The 18,724-nt window shown below is 70.5% G+C and carries 15 protein-coding genes and 2 pseudogenes; 3 read left to right on the forward strand and 14 right to left on the reverse strand.

All coding sequences use genetic code 11. The features are described 5' to 3' along the window. Positions 1 to 114: 114 nt before the first annotated feature. The 9 genes from U9979_RS13885 to U9979_RS13925 all read right to left on the reverse strand — a co-directional run bounded on the left by U9979_RS13885 (position 115) and on the right by U9979_RS13925 (position 10,857). A complete protein-coding gene (locus U9979_RS13885) occupies positions 115 to 2,037 on the reverse strand; it encodes a hypothetical protein (RefSeq protein ID WP_322779696.1) in 1,923 nt (640 codons plus the stop codon). Between the two features lie 3 nt (positions 2,038 to 2,040). After that, on the reverse strand, positions 2,041 to 2,733 hold the full coding sequence (locus U9979_RS13890; RefSeq protein ID WP_322779697.1) for a hypothetical protein: 693 nt from the start codon (positions 2,731 to 2,733) through the stop codon (positions 2,041 to 2,043). Next, positions 2,726 to 3,001, reverse strand: a complete 276-nt coding sequence (locus U9979_RS13895) for a hypothetical protein (protein ID WP_322779698.1) — start codon at positions 2,999 to 3,001, stop codon at positions 2,726 to 2,728. Before U9979_RS13895 ends, U9979_RS13890 begins: the two co-directional genes overlap by 8 nt. 86 nt (positions 3,002 to 3,087) lie before the next feature. Continuing rightward, a complete protein-coding gene (locus U9979_RS13900; protein WP_322779699.1) occupies positions 3,088 to 3,861 on the reverse strand; it encodes a molecular chaperone DnaJ in 774 nt (257 codons plus the stop codon). Further along, the gene (locus tag U9979_RS13905; protein WP_322779700.1) at positions 3,854 to 5,137 is read right to left on the reverse strand and encodes an AAA family ATPase; all 1,284 of its coding nucleotides are present in this window, start codon (positions 5,135 to 5,137) and stop codon (positions 3,854 to 3,856) included. Before U9979_RS13905 ends, U9979_RS13900 begins: the two co-directional genes overlap by 8 nt. Next, positions 5,134 to 7,215, reverse strand: coding sequence for an ATP-binding protein (locus U9979_RS13910; RefSeq protein WP_322779701.1), 2,082 nt, complete (start codon positions 7,213 to 7,215; stop codon positions 5,134 to 5,136). The genes U9979_RS13905 and U9979_RS13910 overlap by 4 nt, the downstream gene beginning before the upstream one ends. 8 nt (positions 7,216 to 7,223) lie before the next feature. Further along, a complete protein-coding gene (locus U9979_RS13915; RefSeq protein WP_322779702.1) occupies positions 7,224 to 8,108 on the reverse strand; it encodes a hypothetical protein in 885 nt (294 codons plus the stop codon). A gap of 47 nt (positions 8,109 to 8,155) precedes the next feature. After that, the gene (locus U9979_RS13920) at positions 8,156 to 9,241 is read right to left on the reverse strand and encodes a JAB N-terminal domain-containing protein (protein ID WP_322779703.1); all 1,086 of its coding nucleotides are present in this window, start codon (positions 9,239 to 9,241) and stop codon (positions 8,156 to 8,158) included. Then, positions 9,238 to 10,857, reverse strand: coding sequence for an effector-associated domain EAD1-containing protein (locus U9979_RS13925; RefSeq protein ID WP_322779704.1), 1,620 nt, complete (start codon positions 10,855 to 10,857; stop codon positions 9,238 to 9,240). Before U9979_RS13925 ends, U9979_RS13920 begins: the two co-directional genes overlap by 4 nt. Before the next feature lie 199 nt (positions 10,858 to 11,056). Here U9979_RS13925 and U9979_RS25215 point away from each other — a divergent pair. From U9979_RS25215 to U9979_RS13935, 3 genes and pseudogenes are all read left to right on the forward strand, one after another. After that, positions 11,057 to 11,149 (forward strand): annotated as a pseudogene (locus U9979_RS25215) (DNA-binding protein); the annotation flags it as partial. 263 nt (positions 11,150 to 11,412) lie between these two features. After that, positions 11,413 to 12,561, forward strand: coding sequence for an XRE family transcriptional regulator (locus tag U9979_RS13930; RefSeq protein WP_322779705.1), 1,149 nt, complete (start codon positions 11,413 to 11,415; stop codon positions 12,559 to 12,561). A gap of 236 nt (positions 12,562 to 12,797) precedes the next feature. Beyond that, complete coding sequence (locus tag U9979_RS13935) at positions 12,798 to 13,172, forward strand: hypothetical protein (RefSeq protein WP_322751250.1); 375 nt, start codon at positions 12,798 to 12,800, stop codon at positions 13,170 to 13,172. Between the two features lie 306 nt (positions 13,173 to 13,478). On the opposite strand, the gene U9979_RS13940 is transcribed toward U9979_RS13935, so the two are convergent. From U9979_RS13940 to U9979_RS13960, 5 genes and pseudogenes are all read right to left on the reverse strand, one after another. Further along, positions 13,479 to 14,756, reverse strand: a complete 1,278-nt coding sequence (locus tag U9979_RS13940; RefSeq protein WP_322779706.1) for a ThiF family adenylyltransferase — start codon at positions 14,754 to 14,756, stop codon at positions 13,479 to 13,481. Then, positions 14,753 to 15,436 carry a hypothetical protein gene (locus tag U9979_RS13945; RefSeq protein WP_322779707.1) on the reverse strand — a complete coding sequence of 228 codons (684 nt, stop codon included), beginning with the start codon at positions 15,434 to 15,436 and terminating at the stop codon, positions 14,753 to 14,755. The genes U9979_RS13940 and U9979_RS13945 overlap by 4 nt, the downstream gene beginning before the upstream one ends. Further along, a complete protein-coding gene (locus U9979_RS13950) occupies positions 15,427 to 15,651 on the reverse strand; it encodes a radical SAM-modified peptide, FtsH ternary system-associated (RefSeq protein ID WP_416220171.1) in 225 nt (74 codons plus the stop codon). Before U9979_RS13950 ends, U9979_RS13945 begins: the two co-directional genes overlap by 10 nt. 65 nt (positions 15,652 to 15,716) lie before the next feature. Next, entirely contained in the window at positions 15,717 to 16,877 is a 1,161-nt protein-coding gene (amrS, locus tag U9979_RS13955; RefSeq protein ID WP_322779709.1) for an AmmeMemoRadiSam system radical SAM enzyme, read from the reverse strand. Between the two features lie 125 nt (positions 16,878 to 17,002). Next, positions 17,003 to 18,724: pseudogene (locus U9979_RS13960) on the reverse strand (hypothetical protein); the annotation flags it as partial.

Below are 18,724 nucleotides of genomic sequence, written 5' to 3' on the forward strand. Positions count from 1 at the left end.
TGTGAATCCACTGCTATGGGAGCAGCACGAAAGTCACATCGCTCGAACGACCGCCGACGTGGGGTTCGGACGACCGCCGGCCTGCCGACGCGAGGCTCGGACGACGGCGGGGCCTCACGGCGAGATGCGGGTTCCGTTCTGGCGGGCGGCGCGTTCGTAGAGATGGGCGGCCCGCAGCGGGTCACCGTTGCGTTCATGGAGCGCCGCAGCCCCGACAAAGTTATCGGCGAGCTCGGCCTCGAGCGCGTCATCCAGCCAGGTACGCGGTGCCGACGGTGCGGCCGGGACGCGGTTGCGCAGCCTTTTCCACAGCTCTCGGGCACGTTGCACGCCGCCGGCGGGCAGTTGCGGCGTCGGCGTCGGCGCGGCAACCGGCACCACCTCGGGTGGGCGCGGGGTGACCTGTGCGTCGACCTCCGCCAGCGCCGCGACGGTCTCCGGTGGGAGCTGAAGGTCCAGATCGGGGCCGGGACCGGCCCACAACGTCCAGACCGGCTGGCGGGCGCGCAGGTCGAAGGCGACGGCCCGGTCCGGCAGTGCCACCACGGCAACGTCGTCCACAACGCCGAACAGGGCTTGGCGGGCGCTCTCGGGCAGTCGCGGGCGCGTCCGGTAGCCGACCGGCAGGAACAGCGGACCCGGGCCGAGACGGTACAGCGGTTCACCGATCGGCAGCCGTTCGAGCAAACCGCCGGGGGCGAGCAACAGGTGCCTGTCCCGACCGCGGACGACGAACGCGATCTCGGCGAGTGGGTGCCCCTCCAACAGCGGCGGGACGCTGGCGAGATCGTCGTCGTCGAGGAGCGCCGCGGCGATGTCCACACCGCTGGTGCGGCCCGGCACGATCGCGACCGGCTGCCCATCCAGCCGCCCGTCCAGCCGCAACAACGTGGTGTCCGGTACCGGAATGGTCCGGTCCGGTGGTTCCAACCGGTAGCCGTCGGCGAGCCGGACGAGCGCGGCTCCGTCGCTGGGCTCGCCCAGGCCGACCAGCCGCCAGCAGCCGAACGAGCCGTCGGCCAGCACCCACGTGCCGGCGTCCACCAGGTCGGCGAGCAGCGGGTCGGGCAGGGCGGACGCCATGGCGTGCTGGAGCAGCAGCCCGTCGCCGGTGGTCCGGCAGACCAGCACGAACGGGTCATGATCGAGCGCAGCCAGTAGGGACGCGGGCAGCGCCTCCCCCGATGCAGGGGACAGCCGCAGTTCGGTGGCGACCCGGCCGCCACCGAACGGTCCGGCAGCAGCCCCGGGCAGCACAGGACCGGACAGCAGGGCGTCGAACAGCGGCCCCAGCCGGACCGGCCGGTAGCTCACCGACAGCCCCAGCTCCAGGACGCGTTGGATGACCTCGCAGGCCAGCGCACCGGGCAGCAGGACCACCGCCTCGGTGGATGTGCCGGCCGCCACCGGGTGGAGTCCGGCGGTCCGGACCACCTCGACGACGCTCACCGGACGAAGCCCGGACGTCGGCACCGACCCACGGTCGCCGTCCGGTGTGACCGGTGTGACCGGTGTGGCGCCCCAGCCACGGTCGGGCCGGAACCATCCGTCGGCGTGGACGAACAGCCGGCCGGACGCGGTTGACACCAGTTCCCGGCCCAGGTCGAGGCCCATTTCTACGGCCACCCACCAGCCCCCGGCGCTGGCAGTGGTCGAGACGCCTGACGGTTCCTCCAGTCCGTCGGCCCGCAGGAACTGGATGCTGTCACGGTGCCCGGTCGCCACGAGTGAGCCGGCAAACACCAACGCCGCGGATGCGGAGCCGAACCTGCCGGCGAGTTCCACCACCTGCGCAGAAAGGCCGGCGGAGTCAGCGGACCCGTCCGGTCCGGGCTGTCCGGTGGAAGGCTCCGGCCGGACGGTCGGTCCGTTCCGGGCGACCGTGATCGGGATCGGGATCGGGATCGCGTCCGGGGGCGTGGGCTCCGGTAGCGGGGATGCCTGCGGAACGGGAACCTCGTCCGGCCGGATCTCGTCGAGACTGAAAGCACGTCGCCCCTGACCGGAGACCGGACGATCATCGGGACCCAGGGTCATCGGCTACCCCGCGGACAGGCTGGTCGTGGGCCCGGCTGCTGTTGTTGACACAGCGCCGGAGGGCAGGGTCAGTTCGGTGTGCAGCACCCGCGCCGACCATTCAGCCCACCGTTGCTCCGCGCCGGTGCGGCGACCGCGCACGGCCGCGGCGAAGACGAGAGCGACCTGGTCATAGCGGTAGGCGGCCTCGGCCAGCACAACCGCCCATTCCTCGATGCGGCGGCTGGCGGAGTTCGCCGGCCAGGCGGGTTCGGTAACCGACGGCCCGGCCAGCATCGCCTGGACGTCGGCGAGCACGGGAAGGATATGCCGGTCGGGTAGCCCGTCGGCGACATCGCAGCGGGCCAGCACCTGTCGACGCAACAGGGCGTCGAACATCGCCGCGACCGCCGGCTCGGCCTGGCCGGCCTGGCCGGATGGATGGGATGGGTGGGATGGGTGGGATGGGTGGCCCAGCAGCAATGCGCGGGCGGCGGCCGGGTCACCCACCTCATGGGCAAGTGTCCAGGCCGCCACGTGGACGAGACCGGCCGCGGTGTAGTCCGCGGCGGCGTCCCGGTACCGACCGAGCTGGGCGTACAGGTCGGCCGACCGCGGGAACAGGCCGGCGTCCCGGTAGCAGCGCGCGGCCTCGGCAACCTGCCCGGCCCGCAGGTAGCAGGTCGCGGCCCGGTCGAGCAACGGGGCGTCAGTCACGGAGCCGTGGCCCCCCTTCGGCCCTTTGTTCGGTCGAGGGCTCCTCGGTCGGCCGCTGCCCGACCTGCTCGCGGCCGGCCGGTGCGACCTGCGGAGCTTCCTGCTCGATGAGGGCGCTGTTCTCGACGATGCGGGCGATGTCGGCGGTGACCCGGTCGTGGCGGGCGTCGTGGTCGATGGCGGGCGCACCCTCTCCGGTGTCCTCGACGCGGAACACCTCGACCTCGCCCGTGTCGGCGCGGTAGCGGAACTTCACCCGGACCCGCATACGTTCACCCCCGTATCCTCACGTTCCGCAACCAACACGAACCGTCACGAATTTGCAGATTTACAGCTCTTCAGACCGTCAGACCGTCAGATCTGCAGCTCGAACTCGATGTCGAGAACGCCGCCGTTCTCCGAGCAGGTGATGCCCTCGGCGCGCCTGGCTCGGGCGTAGGCCAGGATCGCGTCCCGGTAGGCGCCGGCCAGCGCCTGATGGAAAATGTTGCGCCCCTGGATGCCGACGGCGACCAGCCGGGTCGCCGCCTCCCGGCGCAGCGCCTCGACGCGGGCGGTCGCGGCTTGCGCCAGGGCGGCGTCCGCGCGGGCCACGGCGGCGGCTTCCACAGCGGTGCCTTCGGCGTCGTCGGCCTGCGCCCGGGCGGCGGCGAGCAGCGCGTCGACCTGGGCATCGACGGCCCGGGCGGCGTTGCGTTCGGCGTCCCGGCGCGCGTGGGTCTCCGTCCGGCCGCCGTAGTTGTCGTCGTAGTAGGTGCCTTCGCCCTCACCTTCGACGGTTTCGGCGAGCTGTCCGCGTACGACGGTGGCGACTTCGGCGGACGCCGCCACCTCGGCGGCAACCTCCGCGACGATCTCCAGTTCGCGGGTGGCCGGGTGGTAGAGCAGGTAGCCGCCGTCGAGGGCGTGTCGGAACGACTCACCGTCCCGTTCCCACCCGTCGGTGCGGGCGAGGACGCCGCTCAGCGCGGCCAGGGTGGGCGCGCCGATGCTGCTGCCCAGCGGCTCGCGGACCCGTGCGTCCCCGACGGCCTGTCCACGCCGGGTCACCTGGCGGCGGACCTCCTGCTCCCAGGCGTCGGTCAGATCACGGGTGGCGCGGACGCGGACCCGACGTGGGTTACACATCGACCAGCCCCTCCTCGGCGAATCGTTCCCGGAAGATGGTCAGCGTCTCCCGCTGATGCTGCTGGACGCCGGCGAGCAGGTCGCGGGCGTCGGGATGCTCGCGGCGCAGTTCCAGGGCGAGCCGCTGACCGCGCCGCAGCAGCTCCTTGAACTCCTCGGCCCCGGCGACCCGTTCGCGCTGGCCGACCAGCTCGGTGAGGTCGATCCGCAGCTCGCCGAGGCTGCGGACGGTGTGGCCCGGCTGGTCGACGGGAATGCCTGCGTCGGCGGCGATCCGGCGCATCGTCTGTTCGTCCCGCGGGTTCGTCCACAGGTGGACGAGCGGAGCCAGATCGGCGATCTCCGCGGCGGCGCGGGTGGCGAGCAGCGCGGACGCCGCGAACGTCTTCTGCGCCTTCACCGCGCGCCGGTCGGAGAAGGCGACGCCCTCGGCGCGCAGCGAGCGCACGATGCGGGCGAACGGTCCGCGCACAGCGGTCAGGTCGATGTCGGCGACGGCGCGTTGCAGGGTCAGCAGGTCGGCGAGACTGAAACCGACCCGGGTCCGCGCGGCCGGCTCGTCCGACGGTCCGGACAACCGTCCGGACCGTCCTCCGGATGGACCGGATGGACCGGATGGACCGGATGGACCGGACGGACCGGGAACGCCGGCAAGGTTGATCAGAGTCTGTTCGCCGCGCCAGCCGAGCGCGAGAACATCCTCGATGTCGTCGTCTGGCACGTAGTCGAGCCGGCAGCGCAGCAGGAACCGGTCACTGAACGCGGCCAGCACCGGGTCGTCCGGGATGTCGTTGGACGACCCGAGCAGCGTGATCAGGTTGGCCGGGACAGCCTGGGCGCCGTTGTGGAAGGTCCGCTCGTTGATGAGGGTGAGCAGCGTGTTGAGGATCGCCGAGCTGCCCTGGAACACCTCGTCCAGGAACGCGATATCGGCTTCGGGGAGCATCCCGGCCGTGTTGACCTGGTAGACGCCCTCGGTCTGGAACCGTCGGATGTCGACCGGCCCGTACAGCTCGGCGGGTTCGGTGAACCGGGTGAGCAGGTAGCTGAAGTAGCGGGCGTCGAGCATCCGCCGGAAGCGTTCCAGCAGGCTGGTCTTGGCGGTTCCGGGCGGCCCGACGAGCAGGACGTGCTCACGGCACAGGACGGCCAGCGCGACCAGGTCGACCGCTTCGTCCCGGCCGACGAAGCTCTGCTTGACGTCGTGGAGCCGGGTGGCGAAGGTCCGGGCCAGCACCCTGGTCGGCTGGTCCAGCACTGGTGTGGTCGTGGTCATGATGCGGTGATCTCTTCCCCATCGGTGATGATCGGAACCATATCCGTGACGCTCCGGCGCCCAGCGACCCCGGTGAGCCTGATCGGGCCGACCAGGGTCACCCGGCGCTGGCCGTCACCGGAACGACCGAGCCGGGGGTTCTTCTCCCGCTCCCGTTGCCCGCGGGCCGCCTTCAGCGCCCCGATCAGCTCGCCGAGCCGGCGGGCGTCGGCGCGTCGCCGGTCGGCTCCGACCAGCTCGTCGGCGCGGCCGTCGCGGAACACCGAGCGGATCTCGTCGCCGTTGAGCCCCTCGGTGACCCGCGCGATCCCGTCCACCAGCGCTGGACTCACCGGAATACCGAAGTGGTCGGCGTGCACCCGGGCGATCTCCCGGCGGGCATCCTCCTGCGGAAGGTCGATTCTGATCGGCCGGAACCGGCTCGGCCGCAGCAGAGCGTCATCGATCAGATCGATCCGGTTGGTCGTACCGATGATCAGAACTGGCACCTCGGGCCGGAAACCGTCCAACTCGGTGAGCAACTGGGCCACGATCGCGTTGCCCGCCCGGCTGCCGCCGTCGTCCCGGCCGGAGCGCCTGGCCGCAATCGAGTCGAACTCGTCGAAGACGACCACGGCCGGGGCGTTGCGGCGGGCCTCGGCGAACAGTTCACGGACCTTGCGTTCGCTCTCCCCGACATACATGTCGGTGACCTCCGGCCCGCTGACCACCAGGATGGTGGCGGCCAGGCGGGCGGCCACGGCCTTGGCGAACAGCGTCTTGCCCGTCCCCGGCGGGCCGTGGAAGATGAACCCGCGTGGCACCAGGTCGTGGCGCAGATGCTCGGGCAGGTCGACGGCACCGCCGACGATGGTAAGCGCCCGTTCCAGCTCGGCCTTGACGTCCCCATAGCCGCCGATCGCCGAGAACGGCACGTTCGGCACCTCGAACGAGCTGGATGTGCGGGCCTTGAACACCCGCAGCTCGTGGCGCAGGTCGGCGAAGGTCGGCCGCCGAGCCGCGCCGATCGCCGGCCGATGCTGGTGGTAGGCGAACCGCAGGGCGTTGCGGAACCGGACGGCGTTCATCCCGGCCACGTACTTGTACAGGTCGGTCGCGTCGAAACCGTCGAACAGCTCGGCCTCTGCGCGGGTGACCAGCGCCCGGCCGACCGGCACCCGCTCACCGGAGCGGGTCGTCACCTCCCGGGGCAGGATCTCGATCGACAGCCGCACCGCGAACCGGTTGGCCAGCACCTCGGGGATCACCAGGGACGGGTCGGTGAACGCCAGCAGCACGCAGGCGCTGCGCTCGTAGAGGACGTCGGTGAGCTCGCGGGCCTCGCTCGTCAGCGTCGCGTCAGTGCCGCCGGCCAGCAGATCCAGGTGCGGCACGACGACCACGTCACCCGGCTTGGCGTCGGTGACGGCGACCTGCAGGGCGGCCAGCAGTTCGGCGCGGCGCCCGCCGCCGAGCGGGGTCGCATCCCCCAGGCCGCTCGCCATTCCCGGCGCCATTCCCGACGCCGTCCCGGCCGCTGCGGACCCGCCGCCGAGCCGGAGCATCCGCGCCGACCGGCCGGACCGCCCGGCGATCTCGTGCGCCAGGTGTTCGACCAGCAACTTCTCGCACCGGATGAGGACGGACAGGCCGCTTTCCAGGTACGCGACGGCCCGGTTGATCTCCATATCATGCGCGATCAGGACGGCTTCCCGCTCGCTCAGCGTCTCCGGATGGCCCAGTTCCGCGGCCACGCCCGACCCGGCCATGCCCTGTCCGGCCATGCCGGCCCCGGCGTCGGCAGCGGGCCCGATACCGGTTGCCGACCCGCTGTCCTGGGGTGAGCGGGCCGCGACGAGGGTCGTCAGGTCGAGGCCGGGAGGGGGATAGAGCGGGGTCGACGGGTCGAATTCGACCAGTTCCAGGACGAATCGTCCGACCGGCACGTCCAGATAGGCGGAATCAAGCGGGGTGAGACTGAACGCCGGCAGATCGGCCAGCAGCTCACCGAGGGTGAGATCCGGCTCGTCGGTCCCGGCCAGCACGTAGCGGTCGTGGAACGCCGTCCGGTCCAGCGGTACGAGCGTCAGGCTGCGCATCCGGCCGCTCATGCCGCGCCTGCCGACAGGCCGAGCCGGTACCGCCGGACGAGGTTCAGCGCGTCGCGGTGGCCGTCCAGGAGCGTCCGGGAGCGGATCAGTTCCGGGTCCCGCTGGTTCAGGGCGACCAGCGGCGCCCAGAATCCGACGGTGGCGACGGGCAGGTCGTCGGGCAGGCCGAAACCGGACAGCGCCCTGGCCGCCCAGGTCAACCGGCGGTCCCAGTCGGCGCCGTGGCGCAGCCGGGCCAGCAGGTAGGTGTCGAGCACGACGCCCGGATGATCGTGGGACAGCCGGGTCAGCAGTTCCGCGCGCCAGGTGAGCACCGCGGGGTCCGGTGACCATCCGGCGAGCGCCGCGGTCAGCACCGTCCGCCCGCGCGGTCGACCGAGCAGATCGATGGCGGCCGCGACTTCCGTCGCGGTGGCACCGGCGCTCACCCGGCTGGCCGCCGGCCGGAACAGCACGGCGGTCAGCGTGGACGCCCGCAGCAGCGTGTCTGCCAGCTCGGGCACGGCCCGGCACGCCGCGAGCGTCGGCGCGACCACCGCATGCCGGGCGAGGGCGTCGGCCCAGCCATCGGTCGCCGGTCGCAGTGCCGGGGCCGCTTCGGCGAGCGCCCGCGCCGGGCCAGTCTGCGCCCGACCGCCGACCGCGGCGGCCAGCAGCAGCGCCCCCGCACCGACCGGCGACCGGTCTGCGAACGGGGGTGATCCCGCCCCGAGCCTCGCGGCCGTGTCGCGGGTCAGCTCCCGCAGCGCCGTCAGCGTGGCGGCGGCGGGATGGGCGAGCGCGCCGGTTTCCCGCAACGGGCCGACCGGCGGTGGCGCCGACCATCCGGTGGTGTCACCGGCCCAGGCGAGCACGCGGCACGCGGTCGTCTCCGCGTTCATCCGGCGGCCCGGTTCATCCGACAGCCCTGTTCATCTGATGGGCACCGTCATCCGGTCGCCACCCAGTAGGAGGCGAGCACCATGTCCTCGGTTGCGGTGGCGTCGGGTGCGCCAGCCCCGGCTGCGGTGGCCTGGGCGTGGTAGAAGCGCAGCACTCGGTCATCCCGGTCATGCCGGTCGATGTTGACCAGGCCGGCGACCTGCCAGGGCCGGCGGAACGTGGTCGTGTGCAGCTCGACGTCGATCGATGACAGCCCGATCTCGCTGGTGGCCGGGAACAGATGGGTGTGGTACCAGCCGACGAGCCGTTCGTCCCGGCCGCTCCTGGCCAGCTGTTCGTTGATCCGCAGGAAGCTCTCGCCGGTGAAGGTGAAGTGCAGCAGCGACGCGCCGGTCCGCTCCCCCGGGATCGCCGCCGTGATCTTCACGAGGTGGCTGCCGGGGCGGTCGGCGTCACGGTAGACGTGACCGGCGAGGAAACCACCCTCCTCCACCTCCGTCGAGAACGTCATCCGGTGTTTCAGGGCGTCCGCGACGTCACGGTCGACCACCACCGCGACTCCCGGCGAGGCCGCCGGTGCCGCCTCCGCCGCCTCCGCCGCCTCGGCACCGGGTATCGCGGCCATGTCGGCGCCGAGCTCAGCGAGGGTCGCGGTCGGGGGATCGGGCTCGTGAATCTCCTCCAGATGGAAGAGTCTCGGCCTGCCGGAACCCACCGTCACCTCCACCCGACCCTCGACCTCCGGGGCGGGCCGGACAAGCGCCACTCGATCGAATCCCGGGCCGCGGATACCGAACCCCCAGTGCGTCTCCGCCGGTATCTGCTCGGCGAGCAGCCGCTGCAACGGCCGGGCGATGATCTCCCGGACCGCGTGCGGATGCTGGTAGAGCAGCCGACCATCCCGGACGATGCGCACCTGGACGTAGCCGTGGCTCGACCGGAGGTTGACCACCGACGGGTTACCCGCCAGCTCGGAGCGGTCCGCGACCGGCAGGAACGACAGCTCGAAACGGCTGCCGACCAAGGCCTCGCCCAGCACCCGTTCGAACATGGCCTGCAACAGCGGGACGAGCGGCACCCGACCGACCCGGACATAGTCGTCGGTGCGGTACAGCTCGACCTCGGCGCTCATCGTCCGCCGGCCCCGGCCCCGGCCTGCGGGTCGTCCTCGGGGACGGTCGCGGGCCGGTCGTCGGCGACGGTTCCGACAATGCTTTCGACCACGTTGCGGTAACCCGCACGGCGCCGCGGCGCCCGGAACAGGACCCGGCCGCCGATCTCAGCTATCCGAGCCTGGTTCGCCTTAACCCATTCCGCGGCTGCCCGGTCATAGTAGTTGACGCGAACCTCAGGTGCGCCGAAGGCATCCAGCTGGCCGCTTTCCTCCTGCAGACTGTAGTTCCGGAAGGCGGCCATATCCACCAGGATCTGGCACAGCTCACCGAAATCCAGGGACGGCGTGTAGGACTCGGCCAGTGCTCCCAGGCATACCAACCCCTGCTGGGCCTCGTGTTCCCGAGCCTGGTCACAGTCGTAGTTCGGGAACACGTTCGGATGAAAAATCGGAGTCAGCCAGAAAACCAGCGGTGGCGTTTCGGGGAATTCGGATCCGAGCTGCACCAGAACGACATGCCGGTTGACGGTCACCGGATCGTCGCCGGGTATCGCACCCGGCCCAAAACTCGCCTGGACGAATTCCAGCTCGTACTCGGTGGGCAGCAGAGTGGAATTGGCCCGCACCTGGAATCGGGGATGCGCCCGCGCGTAGGCGACAAGCTGGTTGCGGACCCGGTGCAGCGCCTCCTGCCGGTCCTTCGGGTTGAGCGCCCCGGCCTGGGCCTCCACCCCGATCCGGGTCCGGGAGCCATCGCGTAACCCCGCTCGGTGCAGGGTGTCGTCCCCGTCGAGCCGCCGTCCCGAGCCGTCGTCCTGCACCGCGTCCACGACAATGGAGCGGGTTGGGCCTGCGTAACCAGGCGGGTACTCGTCCATTACCGAAGCAGCCATGTTGGCGACGGTCTGCTGGGCGGGGGCGTCATTCAACCGGAACTGCCGGCCGTCCGGCCCCCGTGCGTACAGCGTCTGGAACACGTAGTCGGGTTCACCCGCCGGGACAACCGTCCACCCGAGGTCGGTTTCCTCGAGCCGCTCCCGCACCCGTCCGGTGTTCTCGTCGTTGACCCGGTAGGAAACCGCATGCGCGGTCGACCAGAACTCGTGTGGTCCCAGGTCGAGGCTCGTGAGGATTTCCGCGGCCTTGCGGCGCTCCGCTTCCGAACTCGCCCGCACAATCACATGGCAGCTCTGCGCCGGCCCCACTTCGGCTTCCGCCGGCTCAGCCCCATTTTCGGTGGCCGACACCGAAGTCTCGTTGTCCCGATCACCAGCGTCAACATGCTGATTGTCAAGATAGGCCACAGCGAGGCGCTGAAACACGGCGTTGCCGGGGAAACGACGCCTGGCTGTGCGCAGCAGCCTTCGGTAGGGCGCACCCTCGAGAGTTCCGGCATTGAACTCGCGGAAGATCTCGCTCCACCACTGCTCCGGGTTACTGCCCTGGAGAACCGGGCGGTAGGCAAGCGGGAAGTCGATCTGGTTGAGGACGGTGGAGGCGGCAGCTTCCGTTGTATAGACCGTGGCGAGTGTGTCCCGGAGGTCGTCCCGGTCGTCCCCATTCAGGTGGATATCAGGGCAGTCGTTCGAGATCCCGTCGCTCGGCGACCTGCCGCCGTCGCCAACCGGTGCCACTGGAACCCCCCGCCTCCGCAGCGCCGACGTCGCAACGGTTGCCCCAGTTGCGCCGTAACGTGAGCGTAGTCCTCGCCACAGCGATGACAACGTCCTGGTACGGGAGACGCCACCCAAACCGGGCGCTCGGCGCGCGGGCGCCAGTCGGTTGCGTTTTTTGCACTTTGCGGGACGACGGACGACGGACGACGGACGACGGACGACACGTGAGGCCGCGGATCTGCGAGGTGCCTCTCGCCCGACGTTGATCAAACTGCTGGAGGCGGGGGAGATCGACTACTCTCGGCCCGGCTCGTCGCCTTTCCGCGGATCCCGCGGTAAGGATGTGAATCTCGTGCTGCTCCAGTAGCACCAGATTCACATCGTTGAGCCGCTGCCGGACGTCCCGGTCGGCGCCGTCGTCCGGCGGTGCGTCGTTCGGGCGCCCGGCGTCGGCGTCGGCGTCGGCGTCGCCAACCGATACCGCTGGAACCCCCCGCCGCCACAGCGCCGACGTCGCAACGATTACCACCATGGACTTTGCGATTTTCGCAAGTATCGACGTATCATGGCTACGTGAAACCTGAGATTCTCGCCGACCGCATACGCCAGACGCTGCGGGAGTCAGGCATGACCCAGCAGGCGCTTGCGAAGGCCGCCGGTATGGATCCGACCGCACTGTCCAAGGTGCTCAGCGGCAAGCGGCGTCTGAGCACCTTGGAGCTCGCGCTCATCGCCGAGGCGACCGGGGTGTCGGTGGCCGAACTGCTCGGGAGCGACGAGCGGGGAGTCACTCGGATCTCGGCACGCGCGCAACCCGATACGAGCCCTGCGGTCGAGCAGGCCCTGCGCCGCGTGGACGATCTCCTCGAAATTGATGTCCTGCTGTGTGACCTCGGCATGCCCTCATCGCCGAGTCGTTTTCCATTGAAAATTCGCCAGGATAATCCAGTGCGTCAAGCCGACGAGCTTGCCGGTGAGGTACGGGAGCTCGCCGGGGCAGGCGATGCCGACATCGAAGACCTGGCCGACTTCTGTGAACAGAGTTTGGGCATAGATGTTGCGGTCGAACCCCTTCCGACTGGGTTGGATGGCTTGAGTGTAGCCCGAGGTAACTACCGCTTGGCCCTCGTGAGTAGCGCTATTCCGGCCACTCGACAGCGTTACACGCTTGCCCACGAGATCGGACATATCGCCGCAGGTGACACCCACGGCGATACGAATGGCATCACGATTGACGAGGACCTCTACGGCCGACACAGTCGCGAGGAGACGAGAGCCAACAGTTTTGCCGCCGCTTTCCTTATGCCTGAGACAAGCGTGCGCCGGTCGTTGGGTCCGGGAGGGCCGACCGAGCGGTCGATCGGCGCGATGCTTACTCGGTTCAGGGTCAGCTTGGATGCGCTCGCATTCCGTCTGCATAACGTTGAACTGGTCGACGCGGCGGGGCGTGACCGGGTTCGACAGCTGTCCGCCCGCAGGCTGGTCCTCATGACAGGACGTGCCGAAGAGTACCAGCGGCAGCTGCAGAGTATTGGATCGCGCCGCCTGCCGACCAGCTTGCTGCAGCGGGCAATGGAGGCATACAACAGCGGCGGGATCAGCGTCCGCGTCCTCGCGCGGCTTACGAGCGTTCCGGAAAACGTGCTCCTCAAGCAGCTACAGCCACTGGCTCCAATGACTGAGGAGGAGATGGCGAACACCGATACAGAACTCGTCTTGTAAGGTCTTGCCTACCCAAGGCGTAGGCTGGATAGGTGAGTCCAGACAGGCGACCGATCCCGGCGCCGACACCTTCGACGGATCAGCTGGTCCTGATTGACGCGTGCACACTGCAGAACTTCGCTGTAGTTGACGCTCTTTGGGTCCTGGGGTGTCGATACGGTAGTCGAGCAGGATGGACGGAGAGCGTCTGCCACGAAGTTCGTCGTGGCCTCCGCGCCGAACCGCTGCTACAAAGGGTGCTCGATCTCGAAAACGGCTGGCTGGGGGCTCCGTTCCGCCTCGATGAAGCTGGAGACGAAAAGGTCGACCTCATCCGTCGCGGCTTGGGTGGGAGGTCCGCCGAACCATTGAGGCATCTGGGTGAGGCTGAGTCGATCCGTGTCCTGGAGCGGACGGATGCTCGCGACCGGATCTTCATCACCGATGATGGGCCCGCGGCAGACTTCGTTCGCCGTCGTCCCAGCGGTCTGCGCGTGCTGGACGCTGCCGGAGTACTGGCCGAGGCGTACGCCTTCGGCGAGGTCGGCTGCCCCCAGGCGTACGACCTGCTCAAGGCGATGTGGGAGTACCCGCGGGAGATTCGCGTCCCTCCCCACCGCGAAGTCTGCTGACCCATAGATCGGCCGGAGATCGTAATGCCCCCGATCTGGGGCCTATTGCTACCTACCCACATCGCTGTCCGTACGCGACGTCGGCGAACTGCTCGGTATCTCCCATCAACGGGTCGCACAGGTGCGCGCTGAGATCAACAAAGGCGGTCGCGCCATCGACAACCGACGCACCTCCGCCAGCGGATAAGAGCGCCCGGGGTGAGTCGCCAAGGACGAGCCGCCCCCGCCGCCCGCGTCCTGACCGCGTCCTGACCGCGGATCACGCGGTAAGGATGTGAATCTCGTGCTGCTCCAGTAGCACCAGATTCACATCGTTGAGCCGCTGCCGGACGTCCCGGTCGGGGGCGTCGTCCGGCGGTGCGTCGTTCGGGCGCCCGAGGTCGTCGTCCGAGCGGCCGTGCCCGTCGTTCGGCGGTCGGTCGGGGTCGGGGTCGGGGTCGCCAACCGGTGCCACTGGAACTCGGCCTGCTCATCCGCGTGTGTCGTGATGGCGACGGCCAGGATCTCCTCGGGTGCCACGCCGAGGTCGTGCAGGCGTCGCCCAGGGTCGGCGTCGCGGAGCCGCTCGCTGCGCCGGACCCGGACAGCCCGCCCGCAACCCCGGCATCTCGACGGCTGCCCCTGCTGCCCCTGCTGCCCCTGTTGACCCTGTTGACCCTGTTGCTCCTCACCGTGACCGTTGTCATCGCCATCGTGATGACGACCACAGTGGTGGCACTGACCTGGGACGGAAAACGGTGCCCAGGTCAGCGGTTCCGCACCAGGGTGCAGGGCTTCGAGGAGCTCACCGACGGTGGCATGGTGATCGACCGACAGCGGGTGGACCGGCCCGTCCAGCGGCCGGTGGTGTGGACAGTGACCGTCCCTGGTCAGGGTGACCGGCGCGGTCTGGCCGGTGCCGCCGTCTATGCGCAGCATCCGGTACTCCGGCGGGTTGCCGAACAGCACGCGCAACGCGACCAGCGTCATCCACCCGGCGACGATCGACGTGGCCACGATCGACGCCGGTTGCGGACCGTCCGCCCGGATCTCGGCGCAGCTCCACGGCAGGTCGGACTCACCGCGCTCGTGTGGGGTGAGCGAGCAGCCGTAGCAGGGCTCGCCCGGGTCCATCCGCAACCGGATCTCGCCGCCCCACGCGAAGGTGCCGCCGTCCACGAGTGGCGTGCCGACCAGCGCTGCCCGCCCGAGCAGGCGTAACCGGGCACGCCGGGCGTCGAGACCGCCCAGGACGACCCCGGCGTCGGCCAACTCGCCGAGGCCGACCCCGGCGGCCAGGTCGGCCTGTCGGGTCTCGACGGCGACATCCGGGGCGAGCCGGGCCAGCGCGGTGGCCGCGGCGGTGACCTTCGGTCGTCCGATGTCCTCCGGTTCGAGCAGCACGGCACGGCTGAGGTTGCTCGCCGCGACCGTGTCCGGGTCGCAGAGGATCAGCCGTCCAACACCGGCGAGTGCCAGGTTCTTGGCCACCTCGTTGCCGAGCGCGCCCACTCCGACGATCACCGCGGTGCTGGTGGCGAGCAGGTCCTGGTCCCAGTCGGGGATCAGGCGGTGGCGGGCGTAGCGGTCACCCACCAGGGTCATCGCTCCACCCGGTTGAGCGTGACCGGGCAGTGGGTGAGCTCTCCGTCGGGCCGCCAGTCATCCCAGCAGGTCAGGCCGGCGACCGGGTCCCGGTGCACGGCCGCCACGCAGAACCCGCGGTACATGCCGCACGGACAGACCACCACGTGCTCGCCCGCCCGGAAAGTGTGACCACAGACCAGGCACTTCGGGGCGTCCAGGAACTTCGGGGCGTCCGGCCCCATGTCGGGCCGGGCAACCTGGAGCGCGTGCGGGGCGAGCCGGACGACCGGTACGTCCCCGGCGGGCGGCCAGGCGTCGAGCAGACCGGCGGCGAACGCGGCCAGGTCCTCGGCGTCCTTCCCGGCGTCCTGCGCGGTTCCGTTCGCAGTTCTGTTCGCGGTGTCTGTCGCGGTTTCGCCCTCGCAGCGCAGCGCCGGATCAAGGTGGACGACCAGAGCGGCGTCATCGGCCCCGCGCACGCGGACCCTGTCCCCGCGACGGAAGGTGTGACCGCATGTTCTGCATCTGAGGTGCGTCCACCATGACTCCGAGTGGGTGACGGCGGTCCGGCTCCCGTCGCCGCCGACCGGACTGCCTTCCAGTGCCTCACCGGATGGTTGTGGGTCCAGCCCCTCGCTGATGCCGGCTTCGAGCGCGGCCAACTCGCCGGCACCCGGGGGGTCAGAGCTCAGCCGCACAGCATCTGCTCCGTGGGGCCACCGCCGAGGTCCGCCAGCAGCGCCTCAAGGACGGCCGGACGGAACGCGTCGCCGATGATCTCCACCCCGGACTCGGTCACGGTGATCTGCAACCGGACCAGCCGACCATCCGGATAGTCGGCGTATTCGGATCCGTCGATGAGGTCCGGTAGAGACTCGACGAACGTGTTACCGCCGGTCCGGCCGTCCGCCACGCTTCCGTCCGGCCCGCTGCCGTCTGTCTGGCTGCTATCCGTCCCGCTGCCATCGGTGGACTGCTTCACCGATCATCCCCCCATCGTCCCGGGATCGGCTGCCCGCAGTGCGGGCAGGTGCCGTGCGTGACCACCGATTCCAGTGTCTCCCAGATGCCGCGTTGCACCAGCGACATCTCACATACCGGACAGCGGGTTTCCCGGCCGGCAGCGCCGAGTGCCCGTTCGACGTAGACAAACCGCAGGCCGGCGTCCCACCCTGCCGCCCGCGCCGCAGCCAGGGCCTGCGGGCTGGTCGGGGGCGGCCGGCGCATCCGGAAGTCCGGGGTGAAGCGCAGCAGATGCCAGGGGATGTCCGGGTCGATGCCGGCGAGGTGGCGGGCGATGGCACGCAGCGCGTCCGGTTCGGCGGACACGCCGGGGATCAGCGGCGTGGACACCTCCACCCACACGCCGGCGGCGCGGAACCGCTCGACCGCGTCCAGCACGGGACGCAGCGGCGCACCGGTGAGCCGCTGATGGGCGGACTCCCGCGCGGCCTTGACGTCGATGTTCACCGCGTCCAGCACGCCCGCGACCAGGTCGATCGCGGGCGCGGTGAGGAAACCATTGGTCTTCCACACGAGCGGCACGCCCGCCGGGGCTGCGAGGGCCGCAAGGTCCAGGGTCAGCTCCGGGGCGAGGCTCGGCTCGCTGTAGGACATGCCGAGGGACGCGCCGTCCGCGGCGGCCTGCGCGACCAGCTCGGCGGGTTGTGCGGGCCGGGCCGTCCAGGCGACGTCGGCGACCTGGCCGTACTGGGACAACCTGTGGTTGACGCAGTAGTTGCAGCGGAACGAGCATCCCGGCCCGGCGATCGTGAGCACCCGGCTCCCCGGCCGGACGTGGTAGAGCGGCTTGCGCTCGATCGCGTCGAGGTGCGCGACGGCGACGGCGTAGGTGGCGGTCTCCAGCACGCCGGCGTGGTTACGCCGCACGGCACAGACGCCGGTCTCGCCGACCCCCAGCTCGCAGCCGTGCGGGCACAGTAGGCAACGAATTCGCCCGGTGTCCGCGTCACTGTCGCCGGATTCGCTCGCGCTGGGCTCGATTTCAGCAGGTTCACCGAGTAGCGCCGGCCGCCACTGCGGCCCGGGTAGACCGTCAGGCCGTCGGTCGTCAGGCCGTCGGTCGTCAGGCCATCGGCCGTCAGGCCATCGGCCGTCAGGCCATCGGCCGTCAGACATGACGTGCTCCGACCGCGGATGGCCGGTCGCCCGAGCCCCGCGCTCGCGGGCGAGCGGTCGCCCGAGCCCCGCGTCGGCGGTCGTCTGAACGATGTGACTTTCGTGCTGCTCCCATAGCAGTGGATTCACATCTTTCGGCCGGCGGGCGAGGGCTCGCCCGAGCCCCGCGTCGGCGGCTGGTGGTTGTCCAGTCCAGCAGGCCTGCCGATGTGGGTCTGGTCGTCGGTGGTCGGGGTGAGTAGGGCGTGGATGGCGTCGGTGAGGGTGGCGGCGGTGGGGTGGGGTGGGAGGTGGCGGTGGTATCGCCCGTCTGCGGTGGCGGTGGCGGTGGCGGTGCGGGATGTGTGGGTGGTGCCCGGGTTGGGGGGTGGGGTGCCGGGGGGGTGGGTGGTCAGGAGGCGTAGGTGGGGTCCGGGGTGGACGGGGTGGTCGTGGGCGAGGTGATGGTGGGTGAGGATCACGGTGGTGGGCGTCGGGGTGTGGCTGGCGGTGCGCAGCGCGGCGTGCAGGTTGGGGGGGTGCAGGGTGCGGGCGGTCCAGAGGATGGTCAGGTCTGCGGGGTTGGTGAGGGGGCGTGGCAGGGCGGGCTGGTCGAGGGTGATGAGGGTGGGGTGCTGGCCTGTGCGCCAGAGGGTGACGGTGAGCAGGTGTGCGGCGAGGCGGAGGACGGTTTCGACGGGTCCGCACGTGGGTGGGGTGGTGTCCAGGATGATCGTGACCGGGTGGGGTGGTGCGGTGGGGGTGGCGGTGTGGAGGCGGTAGAGGAGCTCACCGCGGGCCAGGCGGAGGTGGAAGAGGTCGTCGGGGAGGGCGAGTTGGGAGGGCAGCAGGTTGCTGATCGTGCCGTGGTGGGTGATGCCGGCGGTGCCGGGGGTGTGGATACCGGTGGCGGCGTGGTCACGGTGGCTGCTGGTGGTCAGGGTGGTGGTGGCGTCGGCGAGCAGGGTGAGCTGGGTGCCGGTCAGGGGGGGCATGGTCGGGGCGCGGTCGCGCAGGCGCAGGGCGAGGGTGGGGTCGGTGGTGATCGCGTCGGGTCCGACGATGGTGAGCAGGGCGGTGAGCCGGCCGGTGAGGTGGTCGGCGGCGGTGTGGAGCCGGTCGAGGCTGACCGGTGGTGGTGCGGGACGGCTGGTCGGGCTGTGCAGGGCGGTGTGCAGCAGGTCGCGTTGGCCGGTGGGGGTGCTGCCCGGTGGGGGTGTGTAGACGGGGTTGGGGGGTAGGTCGGCGGTGAGTAGGGCAGTGAACCCGACTCGGGCGGGCGGTGGCCAGGCCAGTTGGCGGAGCCGGTGGATCCCGGGATGGGCGGCCAACGTTTGCAGCCGCGGGTCGTACAGCATGCTGTCCGGGTTGTCCGTGCTGGTCGTGTCGCCGGTGTGGCTGGTGAGGGTTATCAGGTCGTGGACGAGGGACAGTGGTGGCCATAGTCCGCCCGCGCCGAGTTGGAGCAGTCCGGCGGCGGCGGTGTGCCACCGGGACGGAACCGGATCGGCCGTGGCGGTGTCCGGCTGTGGTGGGAGGGTCACCGTCCAGATTCGCACCGTGGCGTCGTCGCTGCCTGAGGCGAGTAGCAGCCGGCCGTCCGGGCCGCCCGCCCACCCCACCGACCAGACCTCGCCGGTGTGGCCGGTGAGGGTGTGCAGGGTGTGGCCGGTGTGCGGATCCCAGATTCGCACCGTGGCGTCGGCGCTGCCGGAGGCGAGGAGTAGCTGGCCGTCGGGGCCGGCCGCCCACCCCACCGAGAAGACCCAGCTGGTGTGGCCGGTGAGGGTGTGCAGGGTGTGGCCGGTGGTCGGATCCCAGATTCGCACCGTGGCGTCGGCGCTGCCGGAGGCGAGGAGTAGCTGGCC

The organism is Protofrankia sp. Cas4 (assembly GCF_963555915.1).
GTDB lineage: Bacteria > Actinomycetota > Actinomycetes > Frankiales > Frankiaceae > Protofrankia.

Excerpts from the sequence above, each read along its gene's own strand:
- U9979_RS13885 (WP_322779696.1), bottom strand. The coding sequence starts at position 2,037 with ATGACCCTGGGTCCCGATGATCGTCCGGTCTCCGGTCAGGGGCGACGT.
- U9979_RS13895 (WP_322779698.1), bottom strand. The coding sequence starts at position 3,001 with ATGCGGGTCCGGGTGAAGTTCCGCTACCGCGCCGACACGGGCGAGGTC.
- U9979_RS13900 (WP_322779699.1), bottom strand. The coding sequence starts at position 3,861 with ATGTGTAACCCACGTCGGGTCCGCGTCCGCGCCACCCGTGATCTGACC.
- U9979_RS13905 (WP_322779700.1), bottom strand. The coding sequence starts at position 5,137 with ATGACCACGACCACACCAGTGCTGGACCAGCCGACCAGGGTGCTGGCC.
- U9979_RS13910 (WP_322779701.1), bottom strand. The coding sequence starts at position 7,215 with ATGCGCAGCCTGACGCTCGTACCGCTGGACCGGACGGCGTTCCACGAC.
- U9979_RS13915 (WP_322779702.1), bottom strand. The coding sequence starts at position 8,108 with ATGAACGCGGAGACGACCGCGTGCCGCGTGCTCGCCTGGGCCGGTGAC.
- U9979_RS13920 (WP_322779703.1), bottom strand. The coding sequence starts at position 9,241 with ATGAGCGCCGAGGTCGAGCTGTACCGCACCGACGACTATGTCCGGGTC.
- U9979_RS13940 (WP_322779706.1), bottom strand. The coding sequence starts at position 14,756 with ATGACCCTGGTGGGTGACCGCTACGCCCGCCACCGCCTGATCCCCGAC.
- amrS (WP_322779709.1), bottom strand. The coding sequence starts at position 16,877 with ATGTCTGACGGCCGATGGCCTGACGGCCGATGGCCTGACGGCCGATGG.